The following is an 18,141-nucleotide window of genomic DNA, read 5'->3' as shown; positions in this document are numbered from 1 at the left end:
CGGTTGCTCCCGTGGGGTCACTCGGGCGGCTGATCAGCGCTCCGGTCGGCCGGCTGGCCCGGTTCTGGCGCCGATCCGTGCACTTCCGGGTCGTGGCGATCACGACGATCGTCGGCGCGTTGTTCACCGTCGCCATCGGTTCGTACATGTACCAGCGCATCGCCGACGGTCTGGTCACCAATGCGATCAACTCCGCCCAGCAGGAAGCGCAGTCCCAGCGGCAGATCGCCCAGAACACGTTCTCCAACGGCGACCGCACCGACCTCACGTCGTTGCGGGTGGCCGCCCGACAGATCGCACAGCAGGTCGCATCGCCGGGCTCGGACACCTCGCGCAGGGTGGTCATCATCCAGGCGGAGGGCAACACGGCGGTGTCCCTCGGTGACGTCAGCACCCAGGGTGCCGACCCGGACATGATCCCGTCGGACATCCGCCTTGCCCTGAAGGAGGATCCGGATCACGAGCAGGTCAAGATCATCACCGTCCCCGACAGTGAGGGTCGCAGCACGGTGCCGGCGGTCCTGATCGGCAGCCGGCTGGAAGTGCCCAATGCCGGCGCCTACGACCTGTACTTCATCTTCCCCATGGACGTGGAAGCGCAGAGCCTGACGATCGTGCGCAACACGTTCGTCTTCGGCGGTATCGCCTTGGTGCTGGCGCTCGCAGCGCTGGCCTACCTGGTGACCCGGATGGTCGTGGCGCCGGTACGTTCGGCGGCCCACGTGGCCGAACGACTCAGTGCCGGTGCACTGAACGAACGCATGCCGGCCGGCGGCGAGGACGACCTGGCCCGGTTGGCGACCTCGTTCAACGCCATGGCGGACAGCCTGCAGCGGCAGATCCGGCAGTTGGAGGATCTGTCCACCCTGCAGCAACGGTTCACCTCCGATGTCTCGCACGAGTTGCGTACCCCCTGACGACCATCCGGATGGCCGTGGACATGATCCACGCCAGCCGGGACGACTTCACGGCCCCGGTCGCGCGGTCGGCCGAGTTGCTGAGCCGCGAGCTGGACCGCTTCGAAGGATTGCTGACCGACCTGCTGGAGATCTCCCGGTTCGACGCCGGGGCGGCGGCTCTGCAACTGGAACCCACCGATCTGCGCGAGATCGCCGCGAGCGCCGTGGACGCGTCCAGCGCGCTGGCCGCGCGGGCTCACACCAGTCTGCGGCTGCAAGCGCGGCGTCCGGCGATAGCGCCGATGGACAAACGCCGCATCGAGCGGATCGTCCGCAACCTGGTCAGCAACGCCATCGAGCACGCGGAGGGACGACCCATCGACGTCGCGGTCGCATGCAACGACACCGCCGTCGCCCTGACCGTCCGCGATCACGGCGTGGGCCTGGCCCCCGGGGACGCGGCCCGCGTCTTCAACCGGTTCTGGCGGGCCGACCCGGCGCGTGCCCGCACGACCGGTGGCACCGGGCTGGGGCTGGCCATCTCGCTGGAGGACGCCCGGATGCACGACGGCTGGTTGCAGGCGTGGGGTGAGCCGGGCAACGGGGCCTGTTTCCGGTTGACGCTGCCCACCCGTCCCGGGGTCCCGATCGCTCGTTCGCCGCTTCCGCTGGCGCCGGACGACTCGGAGGTCGGCCGCGTGATGCCGCCCGGCAACAGCCTGACCATCGGCAGCGCGCTCGTGAGCGGGATCGCACCCCGGGGCGAGGGGAGCGGCCAGTCGTGATGCGGCGTACCCGGATCGTCATCACCCTCCTAGCCCTGGTGCTGGTCGGGGCGCTCAGCGCCTGCAGCGGATTGCCCGCAACCAGTCCGGTGCAGGCGCGTGCCTCGATCGCGCCGGAGCAGGCTCCGGTGGTCAATGTGCGCCCGCCCGGCCCGGCGCGCGGTGCGTCGGCCCGCGACATCGTGCGCGGGTTCCTGCGCGCCAACGCCTACGCGACCGACGACTACTCCGTCGCCCGGCAGTTCCTCACCGGCGGTGCCTCGGCGACGTGGGATCCCAAGACGGAGCTGTCGATCAACACCGGTGAGCGCGACTTCGTCGACTCCATGACCGATGCGCAGACCGTTTCGGTGACCGCCCGACAAACCGCGCTGCTGGACGGCGACGGCCGGCTGCGCGATACGGCGGCGCCGCAGACGCGGACCGGCTCCTTCACGATGCGCAGGGTCGACGGACAGTGGCGGATCGGTGCGCTGCCGAAGGATTTCGGCGCGTGGATCAGTGAAGACGACTTCGACGTCAGCTATACCGCCCAGCGGGTCTATTACGCCGTCCCGGCTACCAAGACGCTGGTTGCGGACGTGCGCTGGTTCCCCCTGGGCGGTTTGACGACCGCGCTGGCGCGGGCCGTGCTGCGGCCGCCGCCGGCCTATCTTGCGCCGATCGTGACCGCGCAAATGCCCCCGGGACACTGCTGCGGGTGGATGCCGTCCCGGTGGACTCCTCGACCGGTGTGGCGACGGTTGATCTGACCTCGGCCGCTCTCGGTGCCACGCCGGCGCAGCGTACTGCCCTGTGGGCCCAGATGCTGGCGACGCTGTCGCTCACCCGCGGTGTGCGCTCGGTCCTCATCACCGTCGACGGCGCGGCGCGGCTGGAAACGCCCGACCTGCCGACGAGTCCGACGACGCCGGAGGATCTGGGTTACACCGTGGTCCAGGTCAATCGCCCCAATCTGATCGGCCGGTCGGGCGGTCAGTTGCGGTGGTTCAACCCGGCCGCGTCCGGCGCCCCCGCCAGCGGGACCACGACGGTGCATCTGCCCGGTGTCCCGCAGACCTGGACCCAGCTGGCGGCGTCCGCCGACGGGCGGCAGGTGGCGGGGGTGTCCAAGGATGCCACCACCATGTCGCGCTGGGTCGCGGGGCGGCAGTACACCCGGCCGGTGTTCGGAACGAACCTGACCAGACCCAGCTTCGCCAGCCGCGCCCCGACGGAGATCTGGATCGCCGGTACGCCGCTGACCCCCGCTGCGGGCGAGGCCGGCTCCACCGTGTGGTTCGTGTCCGCGACCGATCCGCCGCAGTCCGCACCACCTCAGCCGGTCGACGTGCCGTGGCTCGGGGCCGCAACGATCACCGCGGTCGCGGTATCCGCCGACGGGAACCGGATCGCCCTGGTGGTGCGGTCGGCCTCCGGGGGCACCCAGATCGAGGTCTGCGCGATCGTGCGTGACACCTCGGGCAATCCGACGGCGCTGTCGACACCGCTGCGGGTCGGCGACGGCCTGTCGGAGGTGCGTGACGTCACCTGGCTCGACGACAGCACGGTGGGTGCGTTGGCGCGCAGCGCCTCCGACAACGCCCCCGTGCACGCGATCCAGGTGCCGATCGGCGGTCTGCTGGAGGATCTCGGGCAGGTCCCCACCCAACAGCTCGCGGCGATCCGCGGCGTGGGGGACGGCCCCAGCGACGTGTACCTGATCACCGCCGACGACCGCGTCCTGATCCATGAGGGAGCGACCTGGTCGCCGGTGAGCGGACTGACCGGCTTGGTGGTCCCGGGGACCTGAGGTTGTCCACAGGCCGCCGGGCCGATCGCGCGCCGTACCGGCAGGCTGGCCGGTGTGGAGTGGTTACGCGGGGTGACGACACTGCTGGCCGAAGTGGCCGATCTGGCCATGCCTCGTCGGTGTGCCGGGTGCGGGGAGCCGGGGGTGCTGATCTGCGCACTGTGCGCGCTGCAAGTACGTGAGGCATCGCGGTTGCCTCCGTTCCGCTCGGTGCCCGACCCCTGCCCGAACGGGTTCCCACCTGCGTGGTCCGGCACGCCGTACACCGATGTCGTCCGCCGCCTCCTGCCGGCGTACAAGGACGAGGGCCGGACCGACCTGCGGGGGTTGTTGGGTGCGTGGCTCGGCCGTGCTATCGCGGTGGCCGGCAGCGCAGATCCCACTGTCGCCGAGCACAATTCGCTGGGCCGATCGGTGTACGTCGTGCCGGCGCCGTCCAGTCCGGCCGCCCGGCGCGCCCGCGGTCGGGACCCGCTGCGCGATCTGGTGGTCACGGCATTGGACGGTGACCCGGCGTTCCCGGTGATCGATGCTCTCGGCTACGCGCGCCGGGTGCGCGACCAGGCCGGACTGTCCAGCAGCGAGCGGGCCCGCAACCTCGGCGGTGCCCTCCGGGTGCGGCCGCGGGCCGCGCTCGAGCTGTCCGGCCGGGTCTGCCTGCTCGCCGACGACGTCGTGACGACCGGTGCGACCCTGGCGGAATCGGCGCGGGCGTTGCGGTCGGTCGGCGTGGTGCACGTGGTCGCGGTGACGCTGGCTGCGACGCCGCGGACCACGACCGGTTCCCGTGCCGCGGTGCGGCGTGGTCCGGCGTCCGGGACGAACCTGTCCGAGGCCTGATCAACCGCCACGACGCGCCGCATAACGGTTCCGTCACGAGGCGTTGCGAGTTACCGTCGGGACATGAAGAACCTCACCGTCGGCCACGTGCCGGCGGAGGGGTGCGACTGCTCCCGGACCGGGAGGTGATCAGGCGACCAGCGGCCCCGCCCGCCTGCGACGAATCACCGACACCACGGCCCTAGGAGGTCGCTATGGAGATCACCATCACCGGACGTCACGTCACGGTGCCCGAACGTTTCCGTCGCCACATCGCCGACAAGCTCGAGAAGGTCCCGCAGCTCGACCCGCGCGTCACCCGCTGCGACGTGGTTCTCACCCATGAGGCGAATCCACGACAGGCCAAGGAAGCTGAGCGCATCGAGATCACGTGCTACGCCAAGCGATCGGTCATCCGCGCGGAGGCGGCTGCGGGCGACGAATACGCCGCGCTCGATCTCGCGACCACCAAACTCGGCGAGCGGCTGCGCCGGCGGCACGACAAGCGGGTAGTGCACCGCGGCCGCAAGAGCGCCGAGTCGTTGCGCGACGCTGCCACCGTGCTGGATGAGATCGCTGCCCCGCCGGAGCCCGTCCCGGATGAGTTGCCCGAGCACATCCGCAAGGTCGGCGGCGACGAAGGCTGCCCCATCGAACTTCGCGAGAAGGTGCACGCGTCCGAACCGATGACGGTGGACCAAGCCCTGCGCGAAATGGAGCTGGTCGGGCACGATTTCTACCTCTACCACGACGCCGACACGGACAAGCCGTCCGTCGTCTACCGCCGACGCGGCTGGTCGTACGGCGTGATCCACCTCGACATCGAGGCCGTCACCAACGATCGCAGTGAGTCCGCCGACTCACTGGTCGCCGGCTGAACCACCCCGCAAACGTGCCCACCCCGTCGCGGGGTGGGCACGTTTGCGTGCACGCGATGAGTCGGCGGTCCTATGGTGAGGAAGGTGACCACGAGCACCGAAACCCCCAAGGCAGCAGGGCAGGTACGTGAACTCACTGTCCGCAGTGTGATTCTCGGCGGCATCATCACGCTGGTCTTCACCGCGGCGAACGTGTATCTGGGCCTCAAGGTCGGGTTGACCTTCGCCACGGCCATCCCGGCCGCGGTCATCTCGATGGCGGTGTTGCGCTACTTCGCCGATCACTCGATCGTCGAGAACAACATCGTGCAGACCATCGCCTCGGCGGCCGGCACCCTGTCGGCCATCATCTTCGTCCTGCCGGGTCTGATCATGATCGGCTGGTGGACCGGCTTCCCCTACTGGATCACCGTGGCCGTCTGCGCCGTGGGCGGCACTCTCGGCGTGATGTATTCGATCCCGTTGCGACGTGCGCTGGTCACCGGCTCCGACCTGCCCTACCCCGAAGGCGTCGCCGGCGCCGAGGTGCTCAAGGTCGGCGACAGCAGCGGCGGTGCCGAGGAGAGCAAGGCCGGTCTTCGGGTCATCGTCATGGGTGCGGTGTCCGCCGCGGCCTTCTCGTTGCTGGCGTCGCTGAAGGTGGTCAGCAATTCGTTGGCTGCTGCCTTCCGGGTCGGGTCCGGCGGCACGATGTTCGGTGCCAGCCTCTCTCTGGCGCTGATCGGCGTGGGTCACCTGGTCGGTGTCACCGTGGGTATCGCGATGCTCGTGGGCCTGGTCATCTCCTTCTTCGTGCTGTTGCCGATCCGCACCAGCGGCAAGGTGCCCGCGACCGGCGACATCATGGACACCGTCAGCGGCGTCTTCGCCTCCGACGTGCGCTTCGTCGGAGCCGGTGCGATCGCGATCGCGGCCGTGTGGACCCTGGTGAAGTTGATCGGCCCGGTCGTGCGCGGGGTGGTGGAGGCGGTTTCCTCCTCCCGCGAGCGGCGTACGGGCCATGAGGTCGACATCACCGAACGCGACATCCCGATCCAGATCGTCGCCGCTGTGTCGGTGCTCTTCCTGATCCCGATCGGCCTGCTGCTGTGGGACTTCGTCCGGGACACCCCTCTGGCCGGCAGCGCCGGCGGCATCATCGCGGTGAGCGTGATCTTCGTGCTGGTGGCGGGGCTGCTCATCGCGGCGGTGTGCGGATACATGGCCGGCCTGATCGGCTCGTCCAACAGCCCGATCTCCGGCGTCGGCATCCTGGTGGCCATCACGGCCGCCCTGCTGATCAAGGTGACCTACGGCGGCGCCGGCGGCAACGAGTTGGAGGCCCTGGTCGCCTACACCCTCTTCACGACCGCGGTGGTCTTCGGAGTGGCCACGATCTCGAACGACAATCTGCAAGACCTCAAGACCGGGCAGCTGGTCGGCGCCACGCCGTGGAAGCAGCAGGTCGCGCTGATCATCGGAGTCGCTTTCGGATCCTTGATCATCCCGCCGGTTCTGGAGTTGATGCAGACCGCCTTCGGGTTCCAGGGTGCGCCCGGGGCGAAGGCGGATGCACTGGCCGCGCCGCAGGCGGCGTTGATCTCCGCACTGGTCAAGGGGTCTTCGGCGGCTCGCTGAACTGGTCGCTGATCGGCCTGGGCGTGCTCATCGGCGCGGTCGTGATCGTCATCGACGAGGTGCTGGGCAAGACGACCAAGAACCTGCGGTTGCCGCCGCTGGCCGTCGGTATGGGGATGTACCTGCCGATGGCACTGACCCTGATCATCCCGATCGGTGCCTTCCTCGGCCGGATCTACGACAACTGGGCCGCCCGCGGGCCAAACGCCGAATTCCGTAAGCGGCTGGGCATTCTGATGGCGACCGGCCTGATCGTGGGGGAGAGCCTGTACGGCGTGGTGTTCGCCGGGATCGTCGCCGCCACCGGCAACGACGATCCGCTGGCAATCGTGGGCGATGGCTTCGCCACCATCGCCAACTGGCTCGGCGTCATCGTCTTCGCCGGGTTGATCGCCTGGCTCTACGCACGCACCCGCACGATCGCGGCGAGTGTCGAGTAGTCGGTAGCGGTCAGTCCGTGCGGGCCGAGCGCTCGCCCTCCTGCCACCGCCGCCAGGTGATCCGGTCCAGCGCCAACACCTCTCCCAACCGGCCCCATTCGCTGCGGCCGAGCCGGGCGAGCGGGTCCAGTGTCCGCGCGTCGGGCAGTCCGTCGTCCGCCACCACGGCCGCGTCGACGGACAGATGCACCACCTCACCGAAGACCATCACGCAGTCGCCGATCACGTGCTCCCCGCTGGCGCGGCACTCGAACGCGACCGGCGCGTCGGCGACCCGGGAGGCCGCACCGCGCTGCTGGGCGCGGTGGCGATCTGCGCCGAGGCGAATTCGTCCTCGTCGATCGGCAACGGAGTAGCACTGTCGTTCATCTGGGCCAACTGCGACCAGGAACCGATCTGCAGGACGAACTCCCCGGTGGCGCGCACGTTGGCCAGCGTGTCCTTCGCACCGACCGACACGAAGCACAACGTCGGCGGGTCGACGCCGGCCACCGTGGTGAAGGAGTGCGGCGCGAGGTTCGCCACCCCTCGGCGCTGATCGTCGACACCCAGGCGATAGCCCGCGGGATGAGGCTGGCCGTGAACCACGAGTAGAGATTGCCGACGTCAGCGGCCGACCGTTCGATGCGTTCGCTCACGAACGGGGACGCTACGGCACCCGGTCGAAGGCCAGCAGATCGACCACCCTTCCGTCGCCGAGGACTTCACGCTGGTGCCAGGCGCCCACGGGCCGGTAGTCCGCGCCCAGAGCCACCCGCACCGAGGCCGCGTTGCCGTCGGCGACCTGCACCGCGAGATGCCGGAAACCGCCCTCGGCGAACGCCCAGCGGGTGATCTCGCGCAACGCAGCGGTCATCAAACCCTGGCCGCGTGCGTCGGGATGCATCCAGTAGCCGATCTCGGCTTCGCCGTTCTCGATGTTCTGGATCCCGATGCCGCCAGCGAGTTCGTCGCTGCCTGGCGCACAGATCGCCCACCAGATACCCCAACGCTCACGATCGATCAGCGACCGCTGCGCGGCGCGCTCGCGGTTGAACGCCACGGTCCGCGGTTCGGAGTTGAACCACAAGCGGGTGATGGGGTCGGCCTGCACCTGCGTCATCCGCTCGCCGTCGCGCGTGCAGAACGGGCGCAACCACACCCGGTCGGTCTGCAGCGTCGGGGGCGGTACGGCGCGCTGGGCGTCCCGGTCATCGCTGACCAGCAACTCGAAGAAGGTCCCGTCGGAGGCGGTGCCGTCCATCCGGGTCCAGTTCGCCCGGTCGTTGCCCCACTGCCGGAAACCCGCCCGGCGCAGCACGTTCTGCGAGGCGATGTTGTCGGTGTCCGTACCCGCGTGCAGCCGGGTGACGCCGCCCTGCTCGAACGCCCAGCGAACGACCTCTTCGACCGCTTCGTCCACGTAGCCGTGGCCCCGTGCGTTCGTGTGCAGCCAGTAGCCCAGTTCGGCGTTGCCGCGGATGTTCTCGTCGAACCCGAAGAGCAGGATGTCGCCGAGCGGTTCGTCGGTGCCGGCGTCGGCAATGCACCAGCACACGATCTCGCCGCTGTCAGTGAGGCGCTGTCGCCGGGCGAACCACTGATCCCACGGCATCGCCGGCCCCGGCTGGGCATTGGCGGGCATGAACCGTTCGCTGATCTCGTCCCGCTCCTGCCCCGGCCGCGGTGCGTCGTCGGCGCGCCACGGTCGCAGGAGCAACCGCTTCGTCTGCAGGACCGGTGCGATCCGCGGTGACACCCGCTGCACGTCACGGTCATCGGAGGCGGACAGCTCGAACTGGACGGCGTCGGAGACCCGGTGCCGCCGTACGTCAGGGCGTCCCTCTCGGTGCCGATCGTCCGGAAGCCGGCCCGGCGCAGCGCTCGCAGCGATGCGCGGTTGTCCTGGTCCGCGCCCGCCTCCAGCCGCTGCAGACCCAGTTCGCCGAAGGCGTGCGGGATGAGGAGCTCAAGTGCCCGGCCGAGGATTCCGTGCCCCCGGGCGGACGGATGCAACCAGTAGGCCACCCGGCCCCGACCCCAGCGCTCGCGAGTCGCGATGCTCACCACCTGGATGCCGCCGACCGCCCGATCGTCGCCCGACGCGATGCACCAGAAGACCGCCTCGCCGCCCGCCATCCGCTCCTGTTGGCTGGTCAATACGTCGGCGAAGGCTTCCGGACCCGGCGCGGCGCGACCCCAGAACCGCACCGTCTCCGCGTCGTCGGTCCGCACCGCCGCGTCCGACTCCCGCCACGGCCGCAGTCGCAGTCCGTCGCCCTCGATGGTCGCCGGCTCCCACCAGGGCAGTCGCGGCTCGCCCGGATCGGTCGCGTGCCGGTGCCCGAACCAGGTGCCCGCAACGTCGCCGTCACCCACCGGGTGACTTGCGGGCCAGGAGCCGTCCACGGTGAAACCGTTGGCCCAGGCGACCCGCCGTGATGCCCAGTTGCCGACCGCCGCCCGCCACAGGATCGTGCCCAGGCCGAGCCCGTCGAAGCCGTAATCGCAGACCTGCCGCACCGCCCGGGTCATCAGGCCCTGCCCGCGGTACGCCGGGTGCAGGCTGAAGCCGATCTCCCGGGTCCCCGGCGCCACCAGTTTTAGATTCACCGAACCGGCGAAGGTCCCATCGACATCGATGGCCCAGGTGAGGATCGAGTCGTCCCGCCAGCCCGCGACCACGGAGTCCAGGAAGCCCCAGGCTTGCGGCTCGGCGTACGGGCTGGGCAGCGGCACAAAGCGCCGCATCCGCTCGTCGGTGCACATCGCCACGATCGCCGGTACGTCGCCCGGCCGGTGTGCGCGCAGCGTCACCTGGTCGCCCATCAGCACCGGCACGGTCGCAGTCAGGTAGGCCTCGTCCACCCCTGTAGGCAACCACGCGGCGTCCGCCTGCGCACCCGGGTTTCGTGCTGGGAACGGTGATGCGGCCCACGCCCGTTAGTCTTGGTAGGTCTGTCCACTCATTGCAGGAGAGCTTGTGCCCAAGGTTGTCGAGAAGGTGCTGCGTGCCGGTGAAGGCCGCACCCTCAAGAAGTTGCAGGCGATCGCGAACCAGGTGAACCTCCTCGAGGAGGATTTCGAGGCGCTGTCCGATGAGGAATTGCGCGAGGAGACCGACAAGTTCAAGAAGCGTCTCGCCGACGGGGAGACCCTCGACGCCCTGCTCCCGGAGGCGTTCGCGGCGGTCCGCGAGGCCGCCAAGCGCACCATCGGCAAGCGACACTTCGACGTACAGATCATGGGTGGAGCGGCGCTGCACCTGGGCAACGTCGCCGAAATGCGCACCGGTGAGGGCAAGACGCTGGTGGCGACGCTGCCGAGCTACCTGAACGCCCTGGAGGGCAAGGGTGTGCACGTCGTGACCGTCAACGACTACCTGGCCGGCTACCAGTCGGAGCTGATGGGTCGCGTGCACCGCGCCCTCGGCCTCGAGACCGGCGTGATCCTGGCGAGTATGACCCCCGACCAGCGACGGGTCGAGTACGCCAAGGACATCACCTACGGCACCAACAACGAGTTCGGCTTCGATTACCTGCGCGACAACATGGCCTGGTCGACCGACGAACTGGTCCAGCGCGGCCACCGGTTCGCGATCGTCGACGAGGTCGACTCGATCCTGATCGACGAGGCCCGGACCCCGCTGATCATCAGCGGCCCGGCCGACGCCGCGACCAAGTGGTACGTCGAGTTCTCCAAGATCGTGCAGCGTCTGGACCGCGCCGAGAAGGACAAGGACGGCAAACCCGGTCGCGGTGACTACGAGGTCGATGAGAAGAAGAAGACGGTCGGCATCCTGGAGCCCGGTATCGAGAAGGTCGAGGACCTGCTGGGCATCGACAACCTCTACGAGGCCGCCAACACCCAGCTGATCGGCTACCTGAACAACGCGATCAAGGCCAAGGAGCTGTTCAAGAAGGACAAGGACTATGTCGTCATGAACGGCGAGATCCTGATCGTCGATGAGCACACCGGTCGTATGCTCGCCGGCCGCCGTTACAACGAGGGCATGCACCAGGCGATCGAGGCCAAAGAGGGCGTCGAGATCAAGAACGAGAACCAGACCCTGGCGACCGTCACCCTGCAGAACTACTTCCGGATGTACGACAAGTTGTCCGGCATGACCGGTACCGCCCAGACCGAGGCGGCCGAGCTCTACCAGATCTACAAGTTGGGCGTCGTCACGATCCCGACCAACAAGCCGATGATCCGTAAGGACCAGGCCGACCTGATCTACCGCACCGAGGAAGCCAAATTCGCCGCGGTGGTCGAGGACATCGTCGAGCGGCACCATGAAGGTCAGCCGGTCCTGGTCGGCACCACCAGCGTCAACAAGAGCGAATACCTCTCAGAGCAGTTGCGCCGCAAAGGGATTCCGCACGAGGTGCTGAACGCCAAGCAGCACGAGCGAGAGGCATCCATCGTCGCCGACGCCGGCCGCAAGGGCGCCGTGACCGTGGCCACCAACATGGCCGGTCGAGGCACCGACATCATGCTGGGCGGCAACCCGGAGTTCATCGCGGTCGCTGCGCTGAAGAAGCAGGGCCTGGACCCGGAGGAGACTCCGGATGAGTACCAGGCGGCCTGGGACGAAGCGCTGAAGAAGGCCGAGAAGGCCGTGGCCAAGGCCAGCGAGGAGGTCACCGAGCTCGGCGGCCTGTACGTGCTGGGCACCGAGCGGCACGAGTCGCGCCGCATCGACAACCAGTTGCGCGGCCGCGCCGGGCGGCAGGGCGACCCGGGGAGAGCCGTTTCTACCTGTCGCTGCAGGACGACCTGATGCGGCTGTTCAACGCCGGTCTGGTCGACCGGTTCATGGCCGGCGCCGGGATGGACGACGACGTGCCGCTGGAGTCCAAGATGGTCTCGCGGTCCATCCAGAGCGCGCAGACCCAGGTGGAGAGCCAGAACTTCGAGATCCGCAAGAACGTCCTGAAGTACGACGACGTCCTGAACCGGCAGCGCGAGACCATCTACCGCGAGCGCCGCCAGGTGCTCGAAGGTGTCGAGCTGGAGGAGTCGGTCCGCAGCTTCATCAACGACACGATCGATGCCTATGTTGCCGGTGCCACCGCCGAAGGGTTCTCCGACGATTGGGATCTGGACGCGTTGTGGAGCGCCCTGAAGGATCTCTACCCGGTCTCGATCACGTTGGCCGAGCTGGAGGACGAGGTCGGCGGCCGCGCGGGAATCACCTCCGAGCACCTCGCCGAGGAACTGCGTTCCGATGCCCAGCACGCCTACGACGCGCGTGAAGCGGCCCTGGGGGAGGCGGTTACCCGCGAGGTCGAGCGCCGCGTCATCCTGACCGTGTTGGACCAGCAGTGGCGAGAGCACCTCTACGAGATGGATTACCTCAAGGAGGGCATCGGACTGCGCCAGTTTGCGCAGCGCGACCCGCTGGTGGAGTACCAGCGCGAAGGCTTCCTGCTCTTCGATGCGATGAACGACGCCATCAAGGAGGAGACCGTCCGGTTGCTCTTCAACGCCCAGATCGACCCGGCCGAGGTCGAGGCGTCCCTGCCCGAGCCCAAGGAGGAGCGCCTGACGATGGTTGCTCCGAATGAGGACGGAGAAGCGGAGTCGTTCGCGATGGACGACGAGGGCCGCGCCGTAGCGCAGGAGGGCAAGTTGTCCCGCCAGCAGCGCCGGGCCAAGGCTCGCTCGGACAAGAAGACGGACAAGAAGGCACAGACCAAGCCGAAGGCGTCGACCAAGTCCTGACCCGGCGTACGCTCAGCCGATCTGCAGGGCGGTGACCAGCCAGCGTCCGTCCACTCCGGACAGCCGCGCGGCGACCGCCCGCACTCTGCCCTCGTGCTGCACGACCAGGCACACCTCGGCGACCCCGTCGGCCGGTTCGCAGGCGTGGTCGCTCACGAGCGTCAAACTTCCCAGCTAGCGGTGTTGGGCCAGCTTGCCGCCATCTCCAGATGTACTCAGTCCACCGTTTTTCATCGCGGTGGGATGATCTAACTCGGGTCAGTGACCAGAACCGGTAGGTTGCGGGTCCAGAGACGGCAAACCGAGCTGCTTTGCATCACGCCACGCCTGTGCCATGCGCAGCAAACGTGGTGGTTCGCCTGAGAATTTCACGAACGCTTCGCCAGCGCCCAAGGCGCGGATCTGCTCGGGTAGTCGCTGGTCGGCAGGGTCAAGTCGCCTGGCGGCCATTGTGGCAACGGTTGGATCGAGGCCGAAGCAAATTTTTGTCTGAGCGTTAAGTGCGACTTCATCTGGCAAATCGCCAGGTCCCTGGGTGGCGAGGATGACTGCAAGGCCCTTTGACCTCCCCTCCCGCAGCATGACCTGCACCGCTTTAAAGGGCGCGACGCGGTGCGCTTCGTCAACGACGACGAGATATCGAATGGTGTTGGGCACCGGTGGAAGGCTTTGAACCTTCAGTAACAAAGCGGAGAAGATGAATCCAGCGGCTAACACGGTGGTAGCGCCATTGCCCGGGATCTTATTCAGACCGAATACGATATTTTGGTCGACGACGTCACCAAGTGGCTCACCAGCGCCAAATAGGGCGCTGCCGGTGAGGTCGCCGAGTATGCCCTGCAAGTCGGCATCAAGGTGGTCGTCCAGGGTCTGCAGCGTTGGCCAGCGGTGCTCGCTGCGACGGACGTCGAAGGCGGACGTTAACGCGGTCTTGAGCCTTTCGCGCTGGCGCGCGCCTAGGCGAGTATTGACCGACCGCAAAGCCTCTTCGACGGCATCGCGCAATTCAATGACTACGCTCTGCACTTCCCGGTCGCTTGCGTCGGCGCCGTTCGTGTCGTCCAACGCCAGGGGGTTGTACGGCGCACCCTCGTTCCACAGATCCAGGAACTTGGCATCAGCGAACTTAGGGAATCCGTTCTGGTCGCTGTAATCGTTTTTGAAGTCGGCGATGCCGAAGTGTGTGCCCCCGTGACGGGAGAGCTGCGCAAGAAGGGCCATTGTGAACTGGGTCTTGCCCATTCCCGACGAGCCCCACACCTCCATGTGGCCGTTCTGCAACACGCTCTGCTGGTGGCCGGCAGGGTGCCAGTACACCGGTTCGCCAGTGGCGGCGTCCCAGCCGAGTACTGGAGCAACGAACGATGATCGGAGGATGCCGCTGCTGAGGTTCCCCGAGGAGGCATCGCGGGTCGAATCTGACGTCTCGGCAGTCCGAGAAAGGGTGTCGCCGTTGATAATTCCAACCGCAGAGGTCAGCTCTTCGCCTGCCAGATCGGCGCTGGGCGCGCTGGATCTTGTGTTTGCGCCGACTTGGTCGACGCTTCCGTCGGCAAGTGACGTCGTTGCAGGAGCTTCTGCGGCTCCTTCTTCGTCTCCTGCCTCCCTGGAGCGATTATTCCCCGAACCCGCCTCGGGCCTGCGACGCGTACGGGTGCTGGCCAACAGCGGCTCCCTGCCCGTGTTGGCGGTCCGCAGCGTTGTGAGTCGTGTGTCGGTGGCGCGCTCTAGAAGTTGCTGGGTCAGTGGGATATTGAGAATGACGACGGGCACAATGTCGCGCTCGACTTCGATCCGGAAGGTTCTGCTGTGCTGGGTGAGATGTGGCCCGAACACCAGCCCGAGGCCAGCCCATTCGAGGCTGCCACGTCCGAGCCGAAAATTCTCCAGAGCACGGAGCTCAGCCTCATCGAGCTTGAAGCGTGATTCGCGGGCGACTGCATATGCGGCCTCAGCGATGCGATTAAGCCACAGGCGGCTGTGCACCGAGCCCTGAATTGGGTAGGCGGCCCAGCGGGTGGCTGCCAGGGTCTGGTTGAGCTGGTCGAGGGCGTCCTGCCCTGCAATATCGGCATCGGTGCGTCGGGCTTTGATCTCTATTGCAGCGACGTGGACGGCCTCATTGGCCTTATCGAGGGCAATAGCAAGTAGATCGGCACGTTTACCGCCAAACCAATGCCGGTACTCGTCCAGACTCACGAGCAGAACGCGACAGTCCGGAGGCAGTGGCCAGGGTGTAGTGGTGGTAGCCAGCAGACTGAAAGCAACGACGTGGCCAACGAGCTCGTTGATGCCAGCCCCACTGGTGGCTGCCTGCAAAGCAAGAATTCCGTAGCCTTGGCTCGCGACCTTTCGAAGTTTCGTGCCGACAGAGAGAGCCAGATCCCGATTGGGGATGATCCCGGCGCCACGCAGGCTCCGGCCGATAGCGCGGTCGGCAGGGCCTCCAGATCGTTGACTAAGTACCAAAGATAGGGGGCTGTCTCCGCCTAGACGCTTTTGCTGGTGCAGGATGGCCACGTTTTCAGGGCCAAGTGCTTGTTCGAGACTGTCCCTGGTCGCGTAGCGGTCCAGCGTAGCTACCCATAGAGCCAAGTCATGGATCTGGCGCAGTTGCGCCGAGACCTCATTTGCGCCGGTACGCACCTCGGGCACCTGAATGCGATTGCCGGGCTCAGGCCAGCTGTCCTCGATGGCATTTTGCAGTCGTAGCCACGCGATTCCGGACGGGGAAGTGGCCGGGGGCATCAGCAAGGTTCGACGATCCTGGCGGGGTCGCTGCCACACGCGGGGAGCGAATAATACTTCAGCGTCCTCGGCTGGCGGCTCAACCTCACGAGAGTCCACCATTAGTCGGTTGCCGCCGTCCGTGAGTCCAGTGACCAAGGCGAGATGTACTGCTGGCGCCTCAGGGCCGGGTTTGAGCAACTGCTGCGCGCGGTCTAGGTCGGAGATATAGCGCAACTCCAGAACGTCGCGCTCGCTCCTAAGCTCTGCGTCGGCGTACTCAAGAGTGCTGCGGTCAGGGCGAGAAGCTGGGTTGTCGCCAACGCAGAAGACCTCAATGCGCCGGATCTGCGTGCGGTCGATGGTGGTGCCGATCAGTCCGACGGCTTGCGAGACGAGCAGGTCCGCTGCTCCTGGTCCCCAGGCTAGACAGCGCAGGTGGCCAGCAGCCTCGGGCTGCAAACGCAACAGCTGAATGACGACTGAACGTAGAGCGTCCCCAGCAAATCCGCTCTCGTCGCGGCTCGAGGCCCCTCCAAATAGGCTCCAGATGCGTCCCTCGCTGGTAGGCAGCAGAGCTCGGTCGAAACTGGACAGACGTAGGTGTGCCGGAAGGTGGGCAGCGGTGGTTCGGGCAATGCCGCTGGCGGTGGCGACGGCGGCGGTTGGCTCCACACGGTCTTCGCCGGGCTCTTCGGCCCGGTTAATTAGCCCCCATAGCGCCTGGAGGTACTGCGCCAACCATTCAGCTTTCAAAGGTGCGAAGGGGGTCAACGCAGTCGCTTTGCCCGGGCCGCGAACAGCACCAGCGAGGGCGAGGGCTTCGGCAGTGTCAGTGTCGCCGGCCAGTTCGGCCGCGCGGCAAGCGTCAGTCCATGTGGACGTCCAGGCGCTCAACGTTGTGGGGTCAAGGCCATATTCGAGACTTGTTTCGGCGGTTTGCTGCAGATAGCTCGCCAGATGGGCAAGCTTGGGCGCGACGGAGGCATCGGGGATCGCCTCCTGGCTGCCGCAGATTGAGTGCAAGGTCGGTTCAACCGGCGAATACAGGGACAGGACCGGCTGCTCAGCGAATAGCAAAGCGGTCCGAAGGGTTGCCGCGTCGTCAAGATCCGGTCGCCAGTCGACCTGCACGGTGTTGTCGCTGTCGTCATACAGGCGCAGTTGCAGCGTCGGTAGTCGCGCGCCTTCGTCCAGTCCGGCATCCGTGAAAGCGGCCAATACATCGCCCAGGTCGTCTTGGTCATCGCCACGTGCAGAGCGCAACAGCAGCCCATCTACATCACCACCGGCGGCGCCCCAGGCACGTAGGAGCTTTCCAAGCCGCAGTCGCGCACAGGCCAAGGTAATGGCGCGACCAGCTCCCGTTGGGGTGTGGATGTTAGCGTCGTTGGGCTTGGGCGGGTTTATGACCTGGACCCGCTGAATTAGGCCACCGAGATGCTCGGCCGCTTGGACGAGCGCGGCCTCGGGACACGACGGGTTACTGCCCGAAATGGAGCGATTGCGCAAAATCAGCCGCTCAAGCTTACGGCGGGTCTTCGGAGTAAAAACGGCCTTCTGCTGGGCATCGTCTAGCGCACACAGATCCTGCGCAGCGTCGCGCTGATCGGCGCCACCGCGCAACTGATCTGCGCGACGTTCGTAGCGTCCCCAGGGCAGCGCCATAGCCTGACTGTCCTTAGCTAGGCGGGCGCGGAAATCATGCATCTCTTCTTTAACGGTTTCAGGCAGGCCCCTAGGCCGTTGATCGAAGACTTCTCGAGCTTCGTCATATTGCAGCGTTTTCAGTAGGTCGGGGCTACCGGCCTGTAGCTGCTCCATGACGTCGTCGGCAATGGCGCGCGCATCGGAATTGTCGACGCCAGGTCGTCGACGCGCTACCGTTTCGGCCCGCTTGCGCAGGTCCGCGAAGGCGCTGGCTCGCAGTAACTCGTCGCTGGTACGGCGTGCTGCAAGAGACAGATTGTCCGAGATGCGAGAGGAGTCGATACGAACTCCCGGAGCCACCGAATCGCGGTAAGCCCCGATCGTCGGCAGCGCCTCGAGCGCATCCTCGCCAGCAGCTAACCGGTCAAGGTAGTTTGCGACGGCGACGGGGCTTGGTCGAGTGGCCAACGGCGCTTCGTTGATCGCTGAGCGCACGTGCCGAGCGTTCCCATCAAGGGCGACTGGAGGCGCCTGTTGCGACAGCAAGGCGATCCCAGCTGGCGAGTTGAGGAGTTCGCTGGGTGACAGCGGCTCGAATAATCCAAGCGATTGCTGGTCGGGAACCTGTTCCCCTTCACACAGGACGAGCACGACGCCACGCCAGCCCTTGTCCGTCCGGTTGCGCAATTGGGTACCTGATACTCCCTGGCGCATGGCGTGACGGCCAAACAAGTTGGGAGTGCTTGAAACGATGGCAAGCTGCGGCATTGTTGCGTCATCCCAGACCTTACTCATGCCCTCTGCGACGGATGTGGGGATTCTTCGAGA

At 66.9% G+C, this 18,141-nt stretch carries 11 protein-coding genes and 3 pseudogenes; 8 read left to right on the top strand and 6 right to left on the bottom strand.

All coding sequences use genetic code 11. The features are described 5' to 3' along the window. Window positions 1-11: 11 nt before the first annotated feature. From ACFQBT_RS13300 to ACFQBT_RS13270, 7 genes and pseudogenes are all read left to right on the top strand, one after another. The gene (locus ACFQBT_RS13300; protein WP_377823348.1) at window positions 12-917 is read left to right on the top strand and encodes a HAMP domain-containing protein; all 906 of its coding nucleotides are present in this window, start codon (window positions 12-14) and stop codon (window positions 915-917) included. Between the two features lie 11 nt (window positions 918-928). Then, window positions 929-1,684: an ATP-binding protein gene (locus ACFQBT_RS13295; RefSeq protein WP_377823346.1), complete on the top strand. Its 756-nt coding sequence runs from the start codon at window positions 929-931 to the stop codon at window positions 1,682-1,684. Continuing rightward, a complete protein-coding gene (locus ACFQBT_RS13290; RefSeq protein WP_465252298.1) occupies window positions 1,684-2,436 on the top strand; it encodes an LpqB family beta-propeller domain-containing protein in 753 nt (250 codons plus the stop codon). Before ACFQBT_RS13295 ends, ACFQBT_RS13290 begins: the two co-directional genes overlap by 1 nt. Then, window positions 2,385-3,476, top strand: a complete 1,092-nt coding sequence (locus tag ACFQBT_RS13285) for an LpqB family beta-propeller domain-containing protein (RefSeq protein ID WP_377823342.1) — start codon at window positions 2,385-2,387, stop codon at window positions 3,474-3,476. Before ACFQBT_RS13290 ends, ACFQBT_RS13285 begins: the two co-directional genes overlap by 52 nt. 54 nt (window positions 3,477-3,530) lie before the next feature. Beyond that, window positions 3,531-4,316: a ComF family protein gene (locus tag ACFQBT_RS13280; protein ID WP_377823340.1), complete on the top strand. Its 786-nt coding sequence runs from the start codon at window positions 3,531-3,533 to the stop codon at window positions 4,314-4,316. Window positions 4,317-4,510: 194 nt separating this feature from the next. Beyond that, window positions 4,511-5,173, top strand: coding sequence for a ribosome hibernation-promoting factor, HPF/YfiA family (gene hpf, locus ACFQBT_RS13275; RefSeq protein WP_377823338.1), 663 nt, complete (start codon window positions 4,511-4,513; stop codon window positions 5,171-5,173). Window positions 5,174-5,245: 72 nt separating this feature from the next. Then, window positions 5,246-7,230: pseudogene (locus tag ACFQBT_RS13270) on the top strand (OPT family oligopeptide transporter). Window positions 7,231-7,240: 10 nt separating this feature from the next. On the opposite strand, the gene ACFQBT_RS13265 reads toward ACFQBT_RS13270, so the two are convergent. The 4 genes and pseudogenes from ACFQBT_RS13265 to ACFQBT_RS13250 all read right to left on the bottom strand — a co-directional run. Then, a complete protein-coding gene (locus tag ACFQBT_RS13265; RefSeq protein ID WP_377823336.1) occupies window positions 7,241-7,456 on the bottom strand; it encodes a hypothetical protein in 216 nt (71 codons plus the stop codon). Then, complete coding sequence (locus tag ACFQBT_RS13260; protein ID WP_377823334.1) at window positions 7,453-7,818, bottom strand: flavin reductase family protein; 366 nt, start codon at window positions 7,816-7,818, stop codon at window positions 7,453-7,455. The genes ACFQBT_RS13265 and ACFQBT_RS13260 overlap by 4 nt, the downstream gene beginning before the upstream one ends. A gap of 61 nt (window positions 7,819-7,879) precedes the next feature. Beyond that, a complete protein-coding gene (locus tag ACFQBT_RS13255) occupies window positions 7,880-8,968 on the bottom strand; it encodes a GNAT family N-acetyltransferase (RefSeq protein WP_377823332.1) in 1,089 nt (362 codons plus the stop codon). 113 nt (window positions 8,969-9,081) lie between these two features. Next, window positions 9,082-10,038, bottom strand: a pseudogene (locus tag ACFQBT_RS13250) (GNAT family N-acetyltransferase); the annotation flags it as partial. Between the two features lie 154 nt (window positions 10,039-10,192). Here ACFQBT_RS13250 and secA point away from each other — a divergent pair. Then, window positions 10,193-12,936: pseudogene (secA, locus tag ACFQBT_RS13245) on the top strand (preprotein translocase subunit SecA). A 12-nt stretch (window positions 12,937-12,948) separates the two neighbouring features. Here secA and ACFQBT_RS13240 read toward each other — a convergent pair. Beyond that, a complete protein-coding gene (locus ACFQBT_RS13240) occupies window positions 12,949-13,092 on the bottom strand; it encodes an Rv3235 family protein (protein ID WP_377823330.1) in 144 nt (47 codons plus the stop codon). 102 nt (window positions 13,093-13,194) lie between these two features. Then, entirely contained in the window at window positions 13,195-18,108 is a 4,914-nt protein-coding gene (locus ACFQBT_RS13235; RefSeq protein ID WP_377823328.1) for a hypothetical protein, read from the bottom strand. Window positions 18,109-18,141 lie beyond the last annotated feature (33 nt).

This window comes from Branchiibius cervicis (assembly GCF_042661605.1).
Lineage (GTDB): Bacteria > Actinomycetota > Actinomycetes > Actinomycetales > Dermatophilaceae > Branchiibius > Branchiibius cervicis.
Note: the sequence above shows the minus strand (reverse complement) of the source record. Positions and strands in the feature narration are given on the sequence as shown.